11 protein-coding genes are annotated in these 17119 nt (G+C 70.7%); 4 read left to right on the forward strand and 7 right to left on the reverse strand.

The window, feature by feature from the left end; genetic code table 11:
- Together ACFZDE_RS14765 and ACFZDE_RS14770 are read right to left on the reverse strand one after the other, a co-directional pair.
- Nucleotides 1–2652 (reverse strand): cellulose binding domain-containing protein, encoded by a 2652-nt coding sequence (locus ACFZDE_RS14765; protein ID WP_391200108.1) that lies wholly within the window; start codon nucleotides 2650–2652, stop codon nucleotides 1–3.
- Nucleotides 2653–2778: 126 nt separating this feature from the next.
- The gene (locus tag ACFZDE_RS14770) at nucleotides 2779–5697 is read right to left on the reverse strand and encodes a glycoside hydrolase family 48 protein (RefSeq protein WP_391200109.1); all 2919 of its coding nucleotides are present in this window, start codon (nucleotides 5695–5697) and stop codon (nucleotides 2779–2781) included.
- A 463-nt stretch (nucleotides 5698–6160) separates the two neighbouring features.
- On the opposite strand from ACFZDE_RS14770, the gene ACFZDE_RS14775 reads away from it, so the two are divergent.
- The 3 genes from ACFZDE_RS14775 to ACFZDE_RS14785 all read left to right on the forward strand — a co-directional run bounded on the left by ACFZDE_RS14775 (nucleotide 6161) and on the right by ACFZDE_RS14785 (nucleotide 9724).
- The gene (locus ACFZDE_RS14775) at nucleotides 6161–7882 is read left to right on the forward strand and encodes a glycoside hydrolase family 6 protein (RefSeq protein ID WP_390995462.1); all 1722 of its coding nucleotides are present in this window, start codon (nucleotides 6161–6163) and stop codon (nucleotides 7880–7882) included.
- A gap of 135 nt (nucleotides 7883–8017) precedes the next feature.
- Nucleotides 8018–8935, forward strand: a complete 918-nt coding sequence (locus ACFZDE_RS14780) for a methyltransferase (RefSeq protein WP_391200110.1) — start codon at nucleotides 8018–8020, stop codon at nucleotides 8933–8935.
- Between the two features lie 87 nt (nucleotides 8936–9022).
- Complete coding sequence (locus tag ACFZDE_RS14785) at nucleotides 9023–9724, forward strand: SDR family NAD(P)-dependent oxidoreductase (protein WP_390995467.1); 702 nt, start codon at nucleotides 9023–9025, stop codon at nucleotides 9722–9724.
- Nucleotides 9725–9836: 112 nt separating this feature from the next.
- Here ACFZDE_RS14785 and ACFZDE_RS14790 read toward each other — a convergent pair whose 3' ends face one another.
- The 3 genes from ACFZDE_RS14790 to ACFZDE_RS14800 form a co-directional block, all read right to left on the reverse strand.
- On the reverse strand, nucleotides 9837–10628 hold the full coding sequence (locus tag ACFZDE_RS14790) for an aldo/keto reductase (RefSeq protein WP_390996626.1): 792 nt from the start codon (nucleotides 10626–10628) through the stop codon (nucleotides 9837–9839).
- A gap of 157 nt (nucleotides 10629–10785) precedes the next feature.
- Nucleotides 10786–12612 (reverse strand): AMP-binding protein, encoded by a 1827-nt coding sequence (locus ACFZDE_RS14795; RefSeq protein WP_391200111.1) that lies wholly within the window; start codon nucleotides 12610–12612, stop codon nucleotides 10786–10788.
- A 302-nt stretch (nucleotides 12613–12914) separates the two neighbouring features.
- Nucleotides 12915–13793 (reverse strand): LysR substrate-binding domain-containing protein, encoded by an 879-nt coding sequence (locus tag ACFZDE_RS14800; protein WP_390995472.1) that lies wholly within the window; start codon nucleotides 13791–13793, stop codon nucleotides 12915–12917.
- Between the two features lie 162 nt (nucleotides 13794–13955).
- Between ACFZDE_RS14800 and ACFZDE_RS14805 the strand changes: the two genes are divergently transcribed.
- The gene (locus ACFZDE_RS14805) at nucleotides 13956–14966 is read left to right on the forward strand and encodes a bile acid:sodium symporter (RefSeq protein WP_390996628.1); all 1011 of its coding nucleotides are present in this window, start codon (nucleotides 13956–13958) and stop codon (nucleotides 14964–14966) included.
- Here the strand turns inward: ACFZDE_RS14805 and ACFZDE_RS14810 are convergent.
- The gene (locus ACFZDE_RS14810; protein WP_391200112.1) at nucleotides 14902–16137 is read right to left on the reverse strand and encodes a DUF4185 domain-containing protein; all 1236 of its coding nucleotides are present in this window, start codon (nucleotides 16135–16137) and stop codon (nucleotides 14902–14904) included. The genes ACFZDE_RS14805 and ACFZDE_RS14810 overlap by 65 nt on opposite strands.
- A gap of 61 nt (nucleotides 16138–16198) precedes the next feature.
- Nucleotides 16199–17119, reverse strand: coding sequence for a zinc-binding dehydrogenase (locus tag ACFZDE_RS14815; protein ID WP_391200499.1), 921 nt, complete (start codon nucleotides 17117–17119; stop codon nucleotides 16199–16201).

Below are 17119 nucleotides of genomic sequence, written 5' to 3' on the forward strand. Positions count from 1 at the left end.
TCAGGTCACCGCGCAGGTCTGCTCACCCAGTCTGAACGCGGCCGGTCTCGCGTTCGTGTCCGAGCGGCTCGCGGTGAACCCGAAGCTCACCGACGAGCCCGCCGCCACGTTCGCGTTCCAGTCGACGTTCCTCGCCGTCACCGTCGCACCCGACTGGGCCGCCTCGGCGTTCCAGGACTGCGTCAGCCTCTGGCCGTCGGCGAAGGCCCAGGTCAGTGACCAGCCGGTCCAGGGACCGGCGCCGGTGTTGGTGAGCCGGACGTCCGCCTGGAAGCCGCCCGACCACTGGCTGGTGATCTTGTAGGTGACCTCGCAGGCGCCGGTCGGGGAGGGGCCGGGGCCCGGCCCCGGGTCCGTGCCGCCACCGGAGCTGTCGCCGTAGAGGACGCCGCGGCCGTTGGTCGAGACGTAGACACGGCCGTACACCCGCGGGTCGCCGGTGATCGCGGCGCCCGTCCAGCCCCACTGGTGGGCGTCGTCGTTGATGCGGGTCCAGCTCGCGCCCTTGTCCGTGGAGCGGAAGACGCCGCGTACGCCGCCGATCTTCGCGCTGGTGTACAGGGTCTGGTAGGAGGCGCCGGGGGCGGCCTTGCCGAAGCCGATGGTGTCGGCCTGCTCGACGCCGGAGAGCTTGGTGAAGCTCGCCCCGCCGTCCGTGGAGTGCCACAGCCCGTACGCGCCGTCCGCCGCGCCGCCCGCCAGCCACACGTCGCCCTTCTGGCCGGGCAGCGCCTTGAAGCGGACGCTGTCACCGGCGGGCAGGCCACCGGCGGAGGACGCCTTGAACGTCGCCCCGCCGTCCGTACTGACGTAGAACTTCCCGGACTTGAAGCCGTAGAAGGTCTTGGCGTCGACCCGGTCCGACTCGACGATCGCACCGGCGGGGATCCCGGTCGAGGCCTGCCACGACGTGCCGAAGCCCGTCGCGTGATGGACACCGGCCCCCTCGGGACTCCACACGAACCGGGTGCCGTCGGCCGCCGACGCGACGGTGCCACCGCCGCTCACCCCCGAAGGGTCGGTCCCGGCGAACCAGTTGGCGCCGTTGTCCGTCGAGAACGCGATGTGCGGTCCGGAGTCCAGGTTGCCCGTGCGCACCACCGTGTCCGGGTTCGACTCGGCGAAGTCCAGACTCGTGGTCGTCGTGAAGTTCGGCTGGGTGAACATCATCGACGGCACCTTCGTCAGGTCCGTGTGCCGGAACCCGCCGATGTCACCGAGCGCGCTCAGCAGCGGCGCGCCCGACGGGGGAGAGGCGAGGTCGTTGACCGCGGTCTCCTCCAGGCCCCGCACCATCGGCTTGACGGCGAACCTGCCACCGCTGTCCCAGTGGGTGAGGTTCTCGGTGCCGTAGATCGTCGCTCCCGTGCCGTACATCATGCGGTCGGAGTCGAACGGGTCGATCTCCAGCGCCTCGGTCATCCAGCCCAGCTTCGGTGTCTGCTCGGGCGGTTGCGGGTTCGCGCCCCAGGTCAGCCAGGGTGAGGACGAGACGTCCATCGTGTAGCGGTTCTCGCGGTTCGGGTACGACGTGTAGTCCCACGCCTTGCTCCAGGTCGCGCCGCTGTCCGTGGAGCGGAAGAGCTGGGTGTCCGGCCACCAGGCGCTGTACGCGGTCGCCATGACCGTGCCCGGCTTCTGCCGGTCCACCGTCAGCCCGCTGAAGCCGTAGAAGGTGTCCGCCTCCGCCACCGGGCTGATGTTCGTCCACGCACCGGTCCCGGTCGCGTACCGCCACAACTGGCCCTTGCCGCCGTCGTACGGGCCGCCCTTGTCGCTGTACGGGAGGTAGAGGTAGCCGTTCTTCGAGTCCAGCACGCCCTTGTGGGCGAGGTAGCCCGTGGGCTGGCCGGCCAGCCGCTGCCAGGTCGCGCCCGCGTCCGTCGAGCGGTACACCGCGTTGTCCTTGTCGGCGACCCCGACGTAGATCGTCTTCGTGGCGCTCCCGGCCGTACCCGTGGACTCGTCGAAGGTCACCCAGACGATGCCCTGGTTGTCCGACGCGTAGCCGCTCGTGTCGCTCGGGTCCTGGGCGTAGTTGCCGACGTTGGGGAAGTTCGCCACCTGCGACCAGCTGACCCCCGAGTCCGTCGACCGCCACAGCCCCTTGCCGCTGGGCGCCCCGAGATACAGCACGCTGTTGCGGTTCGGGTCGACGGCCAGCCGTTCGCCCATGCCCCGCCCCGGCATGTTGCCGCCGAGCTTGAACGGCAGGTTCGCCTTCTGCCAGCTGGCGCCCCGGTCGGCGGAGCGCATGACCGCGCCGTTCTTCGGATCCCAGCTGTTGGTGTACGTCCCCACCGCCGCGTACACCCGGTCGGGGTCGACGGAGTCGGACGCGATGCTGACGACGCCCGTGTGCCCCCAGTCGTCCCACCCGACCGAGTCCAGCAGCGGTGTCCAGGTCCTGGAGGACTCCTGCCAGCGGTAGGCGCCGCCGATGTCGGTGCGGGCGTAGGCCAGGTTCTTCTCGCTGCGGTTGAAGACGATCCCGGGGACGAACCCGCCCCCGTCGATCCGGGCGTTCTTCCAGGTGTAGGTGTCGGCGCTGATCTTCGGCGAGGGCGGATCGGCGGCCAGGGCGGTCGGTGCGCCCGACAGCAGACCGGCCGCCAGCGCCAGCACGGCGGTGAGAACACGGGTTCTTCGCACGGTGGGGGTTCCTTCCGTGAGGGGGGAACGTGCAATGCCCGAGGGGCGCGGGGAGCTGCGCGACCAGCCACGAACGGCTCGCGGTCGCCGGACAACCCACCCGCGCCCCCTGAACGCTCCGCGCCGCTACTCGAGCAGCTCCGCGTACGAGCCCATGGCCAGCGCGATGTCCGCCTGAGCCCAGAACCGGTGATACGTGAACGACGGCACGGCCCCGCCCGCGAGATAGCTCTCGATCTTCGACCAGGCAGGGTCGTCCTCGTAGAAGGACCGGATCGAGTCGAACGTCGACGACGAGTCGATCGCGTCACCGTTCGGCATCGTGCCCGTCCAGCCGTTCGGGATGTACACCGGGTCGTCGAACCGGTTGTAGTCGGCCCGGTTCTCCGGGACCGCGATCCCGAGCGGGTCCTGGTGGTTGTCCCACATGCCGTCCAGCAGCTTCTTCGCCGCCGCCGCGGCCTCGGTGTCACCGGAGCGGTCCGCGTAGTACGTCAGGGTCTTGGCGAACGCGGCCGCCACACCGACGTCGTTGGTGTAGTCGGCGACGGTGACCCGCAGCCCGCTGTTGGCGCCGGGGCTGGAGGCGTTCCAGGTGTCGGGCTGGCCCGACCACTGGAGCGTCGACGGGATGCGGAACGTGCCGTCCGGGTTGAACGTGGTCTTCGACAGCGCCCAGTCGACCCACTTGTCGAGGACCGTCTTGGCCTTCGCGTTGCCCGTCTGCTGGTACAGCTCGGCGACGCGTTCCATGGACCACGCCTGGAAGCCGAACCACTGGTTGGACGGCGGGTCGTGGTACACGGGCTTCTCGTCGTAGTACATGCCGTAGAACGTCGACTTGCCCGCGGGCGGGGTCGCGTACCGGCCCGCCCAGCTGTTGGTCGCGCCGCCCGCGATGGCGCCCTCGCTCGACTGGAGCCAGCGGTAGAACTCCAGCTGCCGGTCCATGGACTTGGCCCAGTCCGCCGCGCCCGTAGCCGACTTCGGCTTCAGCGGCGCGTAGTTGCCGAGCGCGTACGCGGCCAGCGGGTTCTGGTAGCCGCCGTGGGCGTGGCTGGAGCCGATGCGCCAGGCCCAGCCGGCGTTGGTGTCGGTGGCACCGCCCCAGGCGTAGTACCAGGACATCAGGTAGAAGGAGGCGTCCTTGCCGGTGCCCGCCGGGCAGGTGGAGGGACCGACGCAGTTGCCGACCTTCTTGAAGTACTTGTCGAACATGGAGTAGCGCAGGTAGTCGCCCATCTTGGCGGCCTTGCCCACCGTCGCGGAGACGGCCGAGCCCTTGCCCTGCTCCTTCGCCCACAGGTCCGCCCAGTAGGCGGCCTGCACGGCCCGCGCGTCGGCGTCCGGGGCGTTGGTGAACTTCCACTGCTTGGCGTAGGAGGCGTCACCGGTGAACAGGTCCAGATAGCCGTTCTTGCCGCCGTACTTGAAGGCGTCGCAGGTCGGCTGCGGCACCGTCTCCCACACCGACTCCTGCGAGCCGCGCTGGAAGGTGTTGATGTAGGACGGACCGGTGTCCGAGGGGCCTGCCTCGCACTTGCCGGGGGAGTTGCCGTAGCCGTAGACGTTGTCGACGTCCTGCAGCCAGTGCATGCCGTAGACGTCGTCCGTGCCGTACGCGCTCTTCAGCTCGCCCGCGATCGGGTCGGAGCCGACCGAGACACCGGTGTCGAGCTTGGCCGGGTACTCGTTCGGCGTGTCCAGCTCGGGCGCGTAGGTGGCCGGCTTGGAGGCGTTGTAGAAGGAGTTGGTCGGCTGGTCGGCGTGGGTGGGGATCATGTACTTCTCCATGAGCTCCCACGCGCCGTTGAACTTCGACCAGTCACCCGTGACCTTGCCGTACATGGCCTGGAGCCACAGGAGGTAGCTGTACGCCTCCGAGGTGGTCTCGTGGCCGTGGTCCGGCGCCTCGACGATCAGCGTCTCCACCGAGTGGTAGGGGATGCCCTCGGGGGAGAAGTAGCCGTTCGCCGGGTTGGTGATCTTCCCGTAGAGCTCCAGGAAGCGGGCGTCGTAGGCCTTCGTCGCCGCCAGCTGGGTCACGGTGACCGAGGCCTTGGCGTGGCCCGCCGCCGTCGACTCGAACACGGCCGATCCGGTGCCCGAGTTCCCGGCGGTGACGGTCACCTTCTGCGCGGTGTTCCAGTTCTGCGGGGTGAAGGTCAGTGAGGCGCCAGTGGAGACCGAGAGCCCCGCATTGCCGCTCGCCCGGGCCGAGGTCACCGTCACGTTCGCGCTCGGCTGCTTGGACAGCTTCACCTCGTATGTGCCCGACTTCCCCGATTGGACGCCCAGTTGGAGCGGCGAGGCGACGACGGTCGGTCCGGCGGCGACGGTGATGCCGACCGGGGTGGAGTCGGCGGAAGCGCCCATGCTGTCGTAGGCCTTCGCCACCAGGGAGTGGCTGCCCACGGCCAGGTCGGAGACGGAGAGGGCGTACGGCGCGTTCGTGTCCGTGCCCAGCAGCTTGGTGTCGTCGTAGAACTCCACCTTGCTGATCGTGGCGCTGTCCGCGGCGGCCGCGGTGGCGGCCAGGGGCACGGCCTGGCCCTGGGTGTAGACGGCGCCCGCGCTCGGGCTGGTCAGTACGGCGATCGGCGGCTGGTGCGCGCCGGTGCAGGGCGTGCCGTTGACCGAGAAGGAGGTCGGCGCGGTGTTGCCGCCGCTGTAGGAGAACTGGGCGCCGGCGGTGACGGCGGCGCCCGCGGCGACCCGCGCGTTGTGGGAGGCGTTGCGCACGGTGATGTCCTTGCCGGACTGCGACCAGGTGCCGTTCCAGCCGTTGCCCAGCTTCTGGTTGCCGGCGTAGGAGTAGGTCAGCGTCCAGCCGTCGATGACGTCCGTGCCGCGGTTGGTGAGGGTCAGGTCCACCGTGAAACCGGAGCCCCAGTCGTTCGTCTTGTAGTCGACACTGCACTGAAGTGCCGCTGCCTGCGCGGGAGTCGACCCCGAGGAGAGCATCGTCAACGGAAGCGCGAGAGCTGCGAGGGCGGCGGTCCACAACCGCCGTACCGCTCCGCGTCTCCGGGGTGGGGGATGCATGGTGCTGGTTCCTCCTTGCGGCTCGGAGAAGTCAAGGCTTGAACCAGTGGGAGCGCTCCCATAGTGCGGACACGTCAGGTACCGGTCAAGGTTCTCGAAGAGTCGAAAACATTCGACGCCCCGCGTTGAGCAAAAGTCAGCAACTCCCCTGTTCTTTGCTGTCACTTGGCGCTACCTTCCTTGACACCAGTGGGAGCGGTTCCACCAGTCGACGCGTCCGTCACGGCGCGCCCGAGCTGCAAGGAGTCGCTCATGCGACACCCCCCGCGTTCAGTACTTTGAGCCGCCGCCGGCGCGAGACGCCCGCGTGCGGCGGACCAGTGCCATCCCGCGCCGGCCGTGCACGGCGCCGCATCGGCTCCGCCCTGCCCGCGCGAAGCCGAACCGCACCCATCGCACCTCTCAACCCCCCACGGAACCGCGCGCATCGCAAGGAACCCAACGGAAAGAGGGACCCCCACTCATGAGCCGTACCAGAACCGCGTTACTGGCCTCCATGGCCCTGGTCGCGGGCGCGACCGGCACCGCGTTCGCCGTCGACCCGGGCAACGCCTCGGTCGCCGCCGTGCCCTGCACCGTCGACTACACGATCCAGAACCAGTGGAGCACCGGCTTCACCGCCGCCGTGACCGTCACCAACAACAGCGCCGCCAAGTCCTCGTGGTCGCTGAAGTGGTCGTACGCCGGCGATCAGAAGGTCACCAGCGGCTGGAACGCCAAGTTCAGCCAGAGCGGTGCCGCCGTCACCGTCGGCAACGAGACCTACAACGCCCGGCTGGCGACCGGCGGTTCGGTGAGCTTCGGCTTCCAGGGCAGCTACAGCGGCAGCAACGCGATCCCCGCCACCTTCACCCTCGACGGCGTGACCTGCAACGTCGACGACGGTGGCCCCGGCGGCCCCACCGACCCGCCGGACCCGGGCGGCCCGTCCAACCGGGTGAACAACCCCTATGAGGGCGCCAAGGTGTACGTGAACCCGGAGTGGTCCGCGAACGCCGCCGCCGAGCCGGGAGGCAGCCGCGTCTCCAACCAGCCCACCGGCGTCTGGCTGGACCGCACGGCCGCCATCAACGGCGCGAGCGGCAAGATGGGCCTGCGCGCCCACCTCGACGAGGCGCTGCGCCAGAAGGGCTCCGGCGAACTGGTCGTCCAGCTCGTCATCTACAACCTGCCCGGCCGTGACTGCTCCGCCCTCGCCTCCAACGGCGAGCTGAAGGCCGACGAGATCGACCGCTACAAGACGGAGTACATCGACCCGATCAAGGCGATCCTCGCCGACTCGAAGTACTCCTCGCTGCGGATCGTCACCACGGTCGAGATCGACTCGCTGCCGAACCTCGTCACCAACACCGGCAGCCGCCCGACGGCCGTCCCGCAGTGCGACGTGATGAAGGCCAACGGCAACTACGTCAAGGGCGTCGGCTACGCGCTGAACAAGCTCGGTGACGTGCCGAACGTCTACAACTACATCGACGCCGGGCACCACGGCTGGATCGGCTGGGACGACAACTTCGGCGCCTCCGCCGCCATCATGAAGGAGGCGGCGTCCGCCGAGGGCGCGACCGTGAACGACGTCCACGGCTTCATCACCAACACGGCCAACTACAGCGCCCTGAAGGAGGACCACTTCTCCATCGGCGACACCGTGGCCGGCAAGTCCGTCCGCGAGTCGAAGTGGGTCGACTGGAACCGTTACACCGACGAGCTGTCCTTCGCCCAGGCCTTCCGCAACCAGCTCGTCTCGATCGGCTTCCCCTCCGGGATCGGCATGCTGATCGACACCTCCCGCAACGGCTGGGGCGGCAGCGCCCGGCCCACCGGCCCGGGTGCGCAGACCTCCGTCGACACCTATGTCGACGGCGGCCGCTACGACCGCCGCATCCACCCCGGCAACTGGTGCAACCAGTCCGGAGCCGGCCTCGGCGAGCGCCCGAAGGCCGCCCCGGCAGCCGGGATCGACGCCTATGTGTGGATGAAGCCGCCGGGTGAGTCCGACGGGTCGAGCAAGGCCATCCCGAACGACGAGGGCAAGGGCTTCGACCGCATGTGCGACCCCACCTACGAGGGCAACCCGCGCAACAACAACCACATGTCCGGTGCCCTGCCGGACGCGCCGGTGTCCGGGCACTGGTTCTCCGCCCAGTTCCGGCAGCTGATGCAGAACGCGTACCCGCCGCTGTCCTGACCGGCCGGTACTGATCCGCTGATCCGCCGGGGCCCGCCTGCCTGCCCCGGCGGATTTGCGGGACCGGCAACAGCATTGGCCTCCGATCGGTGCGTCGGCGCACGCTGACGGCATCCGAGCGAGAGGCTGACCACCATGGCGCACGACCACGACCACGACCACGATCACCACCAGGTTCAGCGGCAGGGCCACGGCCACCACCACGACCACACCGACATCGACTGGGCGCGGATGGCCCCGATGCTGGAGTCCGAGGCGGAGCTCTTCACGTCGATGTACGAGCGGGCCCTGGCCTGGCTGGCGAAGGAGGTGACCGAACCAGGTCTCATCGTCGACGCGGGCAGTGGGCCCGGCGTGGTGTCGTGCCTGTTCGCCGAGACCTTCCCGGGCGCCCGGATCGTGGCCGTGGACGGCTCGGAGCCGCTCCTGGAGCGGGCCCGGGCCCGGGCGGAGCGCCAGGGGGTGGCCGACCGCTTCGGCACGGTCGCCGGTGAACTCCCGGATGTCCTCGACGAGTTGGACTACCCGGCCGATCTGCTGTGGGCCAGCCGCACCCTGCACCACCTCGGCGACCAGCGGGCCGCGCTCGCCGCGTTCGCCGCGCGGCTCGCGCCCGGCGGCACCCTGGCCCTCATGGAGGGCGGGCTGCCCGCACGCTTCCTGCCCCGCGACATCGGCATCGGCCGCCCCGGGCTCCAGGCGCGCATGGACGCGCTGGAGGAGGAGTGGTTCACCAGGATGCGGCAGGACCTCCAGGGCCATGTCGCCGAGCCGGAGAACTGGTCCGCCCTGCTGTCCGCGGCGGGTTTGAAGCACACCCGGACGCACAGTTTCCTCCTGGACCTTCCCGCCCCGGCCCCGGACCGTGCCCGTGCCCATGTCGTCGACCGCCTGACCCGCTTCCGCGACAGCCTCGCGGAGCGCCTCGACGACGACGACCGCGCCACCCTCGACCGGCTCCTCGACCCGGGCGACGAGGCGAGCCTGCACCGCCGCGAGGACGTGTTCGTACTGGCGGCCCACACCGTGCACACAGCGGTCCGGCCCGCCTGAGGCCTGCCCCCGAGAGGCCCCTTGACTTCGAGAGCGCTTCAACTGATGGACTCCCCGGCATCGCATTCAGGCCGACAACACAGGGGGATGTCCATGTCTCAGGTCGCGCTCATCACCGGCGGCGGCAGCGGTATCGGTGCCGCCGTCGCACGGCGGTTGCTGGACGCCGGGCACCGGGTGGCGGTCACCGGCCGAGGGGAGGAGCGGCTGCGTGACTTCGCCGAGGAACTGGGACGTCCCGAGGAACTGCTGACCCTCGCCGGGGACACCGCCGTGTACGAGGACGTCCGCTCGGCGGTGGACAGCACCCTCAAGGCGTTCGGCCGGCTCGACACCGTCGTCGCCAACGCCGGTTCCGCCACCCACGACACGGTCGCCGAGGGTGACCCGGACGGCTGGCGGGACATGGTGCTGACCAACGTCCTCGGGCCCGCCCTGCTGATCCGGGCGTCCATCGACGCGCTGAAGGAGACCCGGGGGCGCATCGTGCTGGTCGGCAGCGTCGCCGGCTTCGTGCACGGACCGGGCAACCTCTACGGGGCGACGAAGTGGGCCGTGACCGGGCTCGCGGAGAACACCCGGCGGCAGGTGACCGACTGGGGCGTGGGCGTCACCCTGATCGCGCCGGGCCGCACGGAAACCCCCTTCTGGGACTCCTACGGCAGCCTCCCGCCCGGGCATCTGCTCACGGCCGGGCAGATCGCCGACTCGGTGGTCTGGGCGATCCGGCAGCCGGCCGGTGTCGATGTCAACACCGTCGTCGTACGGCCGGTGGGCCAGCCGGTCTGAGACGGCCGGCACGGCAGCGCCCCGGGCAGGGCTCCACAAGGGGGCTCCGGACCGGGGCGCTGTCGATGGTCCGGCCCTGTGAGGGCAGCGGACCCGGGCGCTGTCGCAGGGCTCAGGCGCCGTTGAACTCCGCCGGGTTCGGGCCGATGCGGCGGTCCTCGTTGAGGGCGCTGATCGCCGCCAGGTCCTCGTCGTCGAGGCTGAAGTCGAAGACCTCGATGTTCTCCTTGATCCGCGACGGCGTCACGGACTTCGGGATCACCACGTTGCCCAGCTGGATGTGCCAGCGCAGCACGACCTGGGCCGGGGTGCGCTCGTGCTTGCGGGCGATGGCGACGATCGCCGGGACCTCCAGCAGGCCCTTGCCCTGGCCCAGCGGCGACCAGGCCTCCGTGGCGATGCCCCGCTCCGCGTGGAACGCGCGGGAGGCGCCCTGCTGCAGGTGCGGGTGCAGCTCGATCTGGTTCACCGCCGGGACGACCGACGTCTCGCCGATCAGCTTCTCCAGGTGCTCGGGAAGGAAGTTGGAGACGCCGATGGCCCGGATCCGGCCGTCGGCGTGCAGCTTCTCGAACGCCTTGTAGGTGTCGACGTACAGACCGCGCTCCGGCGTCGGCCAGTGGATCAGGTACAGGTCGACGTAGTCCAGGCCGAGTTTGCCCAGCGAGGTGTCGAAGGCGGCCAGTGTGGCGTCGTACCCCTGGTCGGCGTTCCAGAGCTTGGTGGTGACGAAGAGCTCCTCGCGGGGGACGCCGGAGCCGGTGATGGCCTTGCCGGTGCCCTCCTCGTTGCCGTAGATCGCCGCGGTGTCGATGCTGCGGTACCCGGCCTCCAGCGCCGTCGCGACGGCCGTCTCGGCCTCGTCGTCCGGCACCTGCCAGACGCCGAAGCCCAGCTGGGGCATCTCGACGCCGTTGTTCAGGATGATCGGGGGGACCTTGCTCACGAGCTCTCGATCCTTCGGTAAGTGGTCAGATGTCCTACCCATCGTCAACGATCACGGGTGGTGATGCATTCCTGACGGGAGATTTCGAAGCCACACCTGCCCCAAGGGGCGATCGTCACGCCCGGTAGAGCGCTTCGACCTCGTTCTCGTACGCCTTCTCGATCGCCTTCCGCTTCAGCTTCAGGGACGGAGTCAGCAGCCCGTGCTCCTCGGTGAACGGCTGGGCGAGGATGCGGAAGGTGCGGATCGACTCGGCCTGTGAGACGAGGGTGTTGGCGGCGACCACCGCACGGCGCACCTCCGTCTCCAGATCCGCGTCCCGCACCAGCTCCGCGGGGGACATCTGCTGCTTGCCCCGCATGGCCAGCCAGTGCTCCACGGCCTCCTGGTCGAGGGTGACCAGGGCGGCGATGTACGGGCGGTCGTTGCCCACGACGATGCACTGGTTGACCAGCGGATGGTCCCGGACCCGTTCCTCCAGCACCCCGGGCGAAACACTCTTGCCGCCCGATGTGACCAGGATCTCCTTCTTGCGGCCGGTGATGGTGAGGAAGCCGTCCTCGTCCAGCGTGCCGAGATCACCGGTGGCGAGCCAGCCGTCGTGCAGGGTCGCGTCGGTGGCCTTCTGGTTGTTGAGGTAGCCCTGGAAGACGTTCTCGCCGTGCAGCCAGATCTCGCCGTCGTCCGCGATGTGCACGGTCATGCCGGGGATGGGCTGCCCGACCGTGCCGAAGCGGGTGCGCCCGGGCGGGTTGGCGGTGGCGGCGGCCGTGGACTCGGTCAGGCCGTAGCCCTCGTAGATGTGCACGCCCGCTCCGGCGAAGAACAGCCCGAGCCGCCGGTCCATCGCGGAGCCGCCCGACATGGCGTGCTTGATGCGGCCGCCCATCGCGGCGCGGATCTTGGCGTAGACGAGCTTGTCGAACAGCTGGTGCTGCATGCGCAGACCCGCCGACGGGCCGGGGCCGATGCCCCAGGCCTTGGCCTCCATCGCGTCCGCGTATTTGATGGCGATGTCGACGGCCTTCTCGAAGGGCCCGGAGCGGCCCTCCTTCTCGGCCTTGCGGCGGGCCGCGTTGAACACCTTCTCGAAGATGTACGGCACGGCCAGGAAGAACGTCGGCCGGAACGCGGCCAGGTCCGGCAGCAGGGCCGCCGCGTTCAGCTGCGGCTGATGGCCGAACTTCACCTTGCCGCGAATGCCGGCGACCTGGACCATGCGCCCGAAGACGTGCGCGAGCGGCAGGAACAGCAGGGTCGCCGTCTCGTCGCCGCGCTTGGAGTGGAACACCGGCTCCCAGCGCTCGATGACGGTGTCCGCCTCGTACATGAAGTTGCCGTGCGTGATGACACAGCCCTTGGGACGGCCGGTGGTGCCCGAGGTGTAGATGATCGTGGCGACCGAATCGGGGGTGACGGCCTGCCGGTGGCGGTGCACCACCTCGTCGTCGAGGTGCGCGCCCGCGTCGTACAGCTCGTGCACGGCCCCGGAGTCGAGCTGCCACAGGCGGCGCAGCTGGGGCAGCCGGTCGATGACGGTGGCGATCGTCATGGCGTGGTCCTCGTGCTCCACGACCGCGGCCGTCACCTCGGCGTCGTACAGCATCCAGAAGCACTGCTCGGCCGACGACGTCGGGTAGACCGGCACGACCTGCGCGCCGATCGTCCACAGCGCGTAGTCGAAGAGGGTCCACTCGTAGCGGGTGCGGGACATGATCGCGACCCGGTCGCCGAACCGGATGCCGCTCGCCAGCAGGCCCTTGGCCAGGGCGAGCACCTCGTCGCGGAACTCCGCGGCGGTGACGTCCCGCCACTGGCCCGCGTCGTCCTTGCGGCCCAGCGCGATGTGCAGCGGGTCCTCCTGGGCATGCTCGAAGACCACGTCGGCCAGACCGCCCACCGGAGGTGCCAACGCCAACGGAGGGTTGGTGAACTCGCGCAAACCCCGCTCCCCGTTCCTCAGCGCTCCTGTCGAGTGACGCCCCGCTCAGCGCCGTGAAAGCTACCCCAACCGGCCAGGGGGCGGGAGGGGGTACGAAGACGAGCGGCCCTCTCGTATGCGCTGGTCAGCCAGGGAGAAAAGCGTGCACATGGGGAAGGGTCGGACACAATCCTGACGGTTGAGTAAGTTTCGGTGCCGTAATCTCCACCGAATCTGTACGAGTCCAGGAGTGGTGCGGGACGCCGTCGAGCGGGGTCTCTTCTGACAGCGGAACAGTGGCGGATTCTGTCACTCCGCTTCACTCACAGTCCCTTGCGTTCGCTGCGGTGCAGACGGTCCCCACCTGCCAGGATCGCCGCCGCCAGGGCGTCGGCGGCGCCCTGGGCGGAGGGTCGCCGGCGGCCGTGGACCAGGACGAAGTCGACCTGCCCCAGCTCCGGCAGCCCCGCCCGGTCCGGGACCCGGACCAGTCCCGGCGGGATGAGACCCCGGGAGTGGGCCATCACCCCGAGACCGGCCCGGGCCGCCGCCACCAGACCGTTGAGGCTGCCGCTGGTGCACACCACCCGCCAGCCCCGGCCCTGCCGCTCCAGGGCCTCCAGGGCGAGCGCGCGGGTGATGCCCGGCGGCGGGTACACGATGAGCGGCACCGGACGGTCCGGGTCGAGCCGCAGGCGCTCCGCCCCGATCCACACCAGCCGGTCGTGCCGGACCAGCTCGCCCCGCGGGTCCTGGGGGCGCCGCTTGGCCAGAACGAGATCGAGCTTCCCGGCGGCCAGCTGCTCGTGCAGCGTGCCCGACAGCTCGACCGTCAGCTCCAGGTCGACCTCCGGGTGCTCGTGCCGGAAGCCCTCCAGGATCTCGGGCAGCCGGGTCAGCACGAAGTCCTCCGAGGCGCCGAAGCGCAGCCGCCCGCGCAGCCGGGTTCCCGCGAAGAACGCCGCCGCCTGCTCGTGCACCTCCAGGATCCGGCGCGCGAAGCCGAGCATGGCCTCGCCGTCCTCCGTCAGCTCCACCGAGTGGGTGTCCCGGGTGAACAGCGTGCGCCCGGCGGCGTCCTCCAGCCGCCGCACGTGCTGGCTGACCGTCGACTGCCGCAGCCCGAGCCGCCGCGCGGCCTGCGTGAAACTCAGCGTCTGCGCGACCGACAGGAACGTGCGCAACTGGGACGGGTCGTACATGCCGCTCAGGCTATCGCGATACGTGATGACAGTGAGAGCCGTATACGGGATTCCCGATCGCCGGAACGGGGAGCAGGATGGAACGGGGCCGCTGCGGCCCCGGACCGACCCGAAGCACCGAGCAAGTGGAGCACCGTGACACGCCTGCGCCGGCCGAGCTGGATGCCGATCGACCCCTACATCCTGCTGCTCCTCGGGACCGTGGGCGTCGCGGCGCTGTTCCCGGCCCGCGGATCTGCCGCCGACGTCGCCTCCGGTGCCTCCACGGCCGCGGTCGCCCTGCTGTTCTTCCTCTACGGGGCCCGGCTGTCCACCCGTGAGGCGCTCGACGGGCTGCGCCACTGGCGGCTCCACGTCACCGTCCTGGCCTGCACCTTCCTCGTCTTCCCGCTGCTCGGGCTGGCGGCCCGCGGGCTGGTGCCGGTGATCCTCACGCACCCGCTCTACCAGGGCCTGCTCTTCCTCACGCTCGTTCCGTCGACCGTGCAGTCGTCGATCGCCTTCACCTCGATGGCCCGCGGCAACGTGCCCGCCGCGATCTGCGCGGGCTCCTTCTCCTCCCTCGTCGGCATCGTCGCCACCCCGCTGCTCGCCGCCTCACTGCTCGGCGGCAACGGGGGCGGGTTCTCCGCAGGCTCGCTGCTGAAGATCGTGCTGCAACTGCTGGTGCCGTTCCTCGCCGGGCAGCTGCTGCGCCGATGGATCGGCGGCTTCGTCAGCCGGCACAAGAAGGTCCTCGGCCTGGTGGACCGCGGCTCGATCCTGCTCGTCGTCTACACCGCGTTCAGCGCGGGCGTGGTCCAGGGCATCTGGCACCAGGTCAGCCCCGCCCGGCTCGGCGGCCTGGTCGCCGTCGAGGCCGTGATCCTCGCCGTGATGCTGCTGCTGACCTGGTACGGCGGCAAGGCACTGCGCTTCGGCCGGGCGGACCGGATCGCGATCCAGTTCGCCGGGTCGAAGAAGTCCCTGGCCGCCGGGCTGCCCATGGCGAGCGTCCTGTTCGGCGCGCAGGCGGCGCTCGCCGTGCTGCCGCTGATGCTCTTCCACCAGATGCAGCTGATCGTGTGCGCGGTGATCGCCAAGCGACGCGCCCGGGAGGCCGCGGAGGTCAGCGCGCCGCGGCCAGCCGCAACGACACGAACCGTGGTCGGTACAGGGACACGTTCCGGCTGAGCCGCTCGGCGGCGCCCGTCGTCTCCAGCCAGTTGACGTCGTAGCTCAGCACGAGCCTTCCGTCGCCGCTCAGCACCGGATGCGTCTGCGGGTTGTAGGCGGCGACCTGTCCCTGGGGCAGCGGCGGGCTGAACTCCTTCGCCGGGCCGTGCCACGGCCCGGCGGGCGAACAGGCCCAGTAGGAGGCGATGGTGGTCAGCCCCTTCGTTCCGGCGGCCATCGTGAACAGCACGTACGTGCCGTCCCGCCGGACCACCGAGAACGCGCTGCCCACGCCCTTGCGCCGCCCGTCCCCGAGCACCGCCCGGGGGCGGGCGCCGGGTACCCACGCCGAGCCGCTCCAGTACTGCCAGGCCGACGGATCGCCGAGCGCGCCCTCCGGCACGCGGGCCGCGTACGCGTGCGAGGTGGGCCGGGAGGCGGGCCGGCCGTCGTCGCCGCCGAACACATACGTCCAGCCGTCCTCCTCGACCAGCGTGGTGCCGAACAGCACACGCCGGGACGGGTCGGGGACCAGCTGCTGGCCGAGTACCTCGACGACGGACTCCAGGCGCAGCTCGGGCAGCGACAGCGTGGCGACCTCGGTGGCGGCGGGCACGCCGTAGATCCAGGGCGCCTGCCCCGCCGCGCGCACCCACAGCAGCACCCGCACGACCTGTTCCGGGGAGCCGGGGGAGCGGGGCTCGACGCGGGCGGCGACCGGCCAGCGCCACTGGTTCGGTGCCGGGTCGGCGAACAGCGGGGCGGGCAGGGTGGAGTCGAGCCGGCCGTCACGCATCAGCACCGCCGAGTTGCGCACCAGCGGTGTGCCGGCGTCCCGCCAGGCGTGGGCTTCGCCGTGGAGGTTGGGCGGGCCGTACACCCGGCCCAGATAGGTGTCCGAGAAGAGCCACAGCACCCGGCCGTCCGGCAGCCGCACCGAGTGGGTGCCGTCGCCGCCGGTCCAGTCGTCCGTGCGGCCCGCGTCGTCGCCGTAGCGGGCGAACTCGGCGGTGAGGCCGTCGTCCGGTTCCCAGGAGCCGACGGTGAGCGGCCGGCAGGCGTCGTCGTCCGCACCGTGGTCGCCGGGCAGGGCGATGAGCAGTGCGGCGCCGAGGACCAGGGCCAGCAGCAGGCCGATCCCGGTCGCGGTGCGCTGTCGTGCTCGTAAGGCTCCTGAGTCGTCGGGCACGCCGTGTGACGTTAGTTGCTGCCGCTCACCCGGTCCATGGGGAGTCGCGGCCTCGCCCTTCTCATCCGGGGATCAGGACGACCTTGCCCAGGTTGGAGCGGCCCTCGATCTCCCCGTGCGCCTTCGCCGCGTCCTCCAGGGCGAACTGCCCGTGCACGACCGGTCTGAGCTCTCCCGCCGCGAACAACCGCCACAGTTCCTCGCGCCACCGCTCGTACACCTCCGGCTTCCCGCGGGCCACCCGGGCCATCTGGAACCCGATCACCGACTTGGCGCCCACGAGCAGGTCGTACGCCTGGATGGTGCCGCCGCCCGAGCTGTACGCCACCAGCCGCCCCTCGGGGACGAGCGCGTGCAGGGCCGGGGTGAGCAGCTCACCGCCGACCGCGTCCAGCACGTAGTCGACCGGGGTGCCCCAGCCGGTGTCGCCGTACATGATGACGTGGTCGGCGCCCAGGCCCCGGACGAAACCGGCCTTGGCGGGGTCGGAGACGGCTCCCACGACCCGCCCGGCGCCGCGCGTCCTGGCCAGTTGCAGCGCCAGGTGGCCGACGCCGCTCGCGGCCGCGGTGACCAGGGCCGCCTCGCCCGGCTCGGGGCGGGCCGCCTCCAGGGCGCCGAGGGCGACCAGGCCGCTGCGGACCAGGGCGACCGCGTCGACGGCGCTCGCGTCCGCGGGAACCGGGGAGGTCATGGCCTCGTGCAGCAGGGCGTAGTCGGCGTACCCGTGGCCCAGGCAGAGTCCGGTCACCCGGTCGCCGGTGCCGAAGTCCGAGACGCCCTCCCCGACGGCCATGACCTCACCGGCGATCTCGCCGCCGAGCGGGACGGGCTCGTCCGCCTCGGTGACCTTGCGGACGACCGGGAGCGTCACGCCGATCGCCTCCGCGCGCACCAGCAGCTCTCCGGGGCCGGGCTCGGGGAGCGGGGCCTCCTCCAGGAAGAGGGGGCCGCCTCGGGATTCGTAGCGGACGCGGCGCAT

Source organism: Streptomyces sp. NPDC007929, assembly GCF_042959065.1.
Classification (GTDB): Bacteria; Actinomycetota; Actinomycetes; order Streptomycetales; family Streptomycetaceae; genus Streptomyces.

What these genes read in the sequence shown, in the direction of transcription:
- ACFZDE_RS14770 (WP_391200109.1), bottom strand. Translation starts at nt 5,697, where the DNA reads ATGCATCCCCCACCCCGGAGACGCGGAGCGGTACGGCGGTTGTGGACC.
- ACFZDE_RS14775 (WP_390995462.1), top strand. Translation starts at nt 6,161, where the DNA reads ATGAGCCGTACCAGAACCGCGTTACTGGCCTCCATGGCCCTGGTCGCG.
- ACFZDE_RS14780 (WP_391200110.1), top strand. Translation starts at nt 8,018, where the DNA reads ATGGCGCACGACCACGACCACGACCACGATCACCACCAGGTTCAGCGG.
- ACFZDE_RS14785 (WP_390995467.1), top strand. Translation starts at nt 9,023, where the DNA reads ATGTCCATGTCTCAGGTCGCGCTCATCACCGGCGGCGGCAGCGGTATC.
- ACFZDE_RS14790 (WP_390996626.1), bottom strand. Translation starts at nt 10,628, where the DNA reads ATGCCCCAGCTGGGCTTCGGCGTCTGGCAGGTGCCGGACGACGAGGCC.
- ACFZDE_RS14800 (WP_390995472.1), bottom strand. Translation starts at nt 13,793, where the DNA reads ATGTACGACCCGTCCCAGTTGCGCACGTTCCTGTCGGTCGCGCAGACG.
- ACFZDE_RS14805 (WP_390996628.1), top strand. Translation starts at nt 13,956, where the DNA reads ATGCCGATCGACCCCTACATCCTGCTGCTCCTCGGGACCGTGGGCGTC.
- ACFZDE_RS14815 (WP_391200499.1), bottom strand. Translation starts at nt 17,119, where the DNA reads ATGCGCCGCGTCCGCTACGAATCCCGAGGCGGCCCCCTCTTCCTGGAG.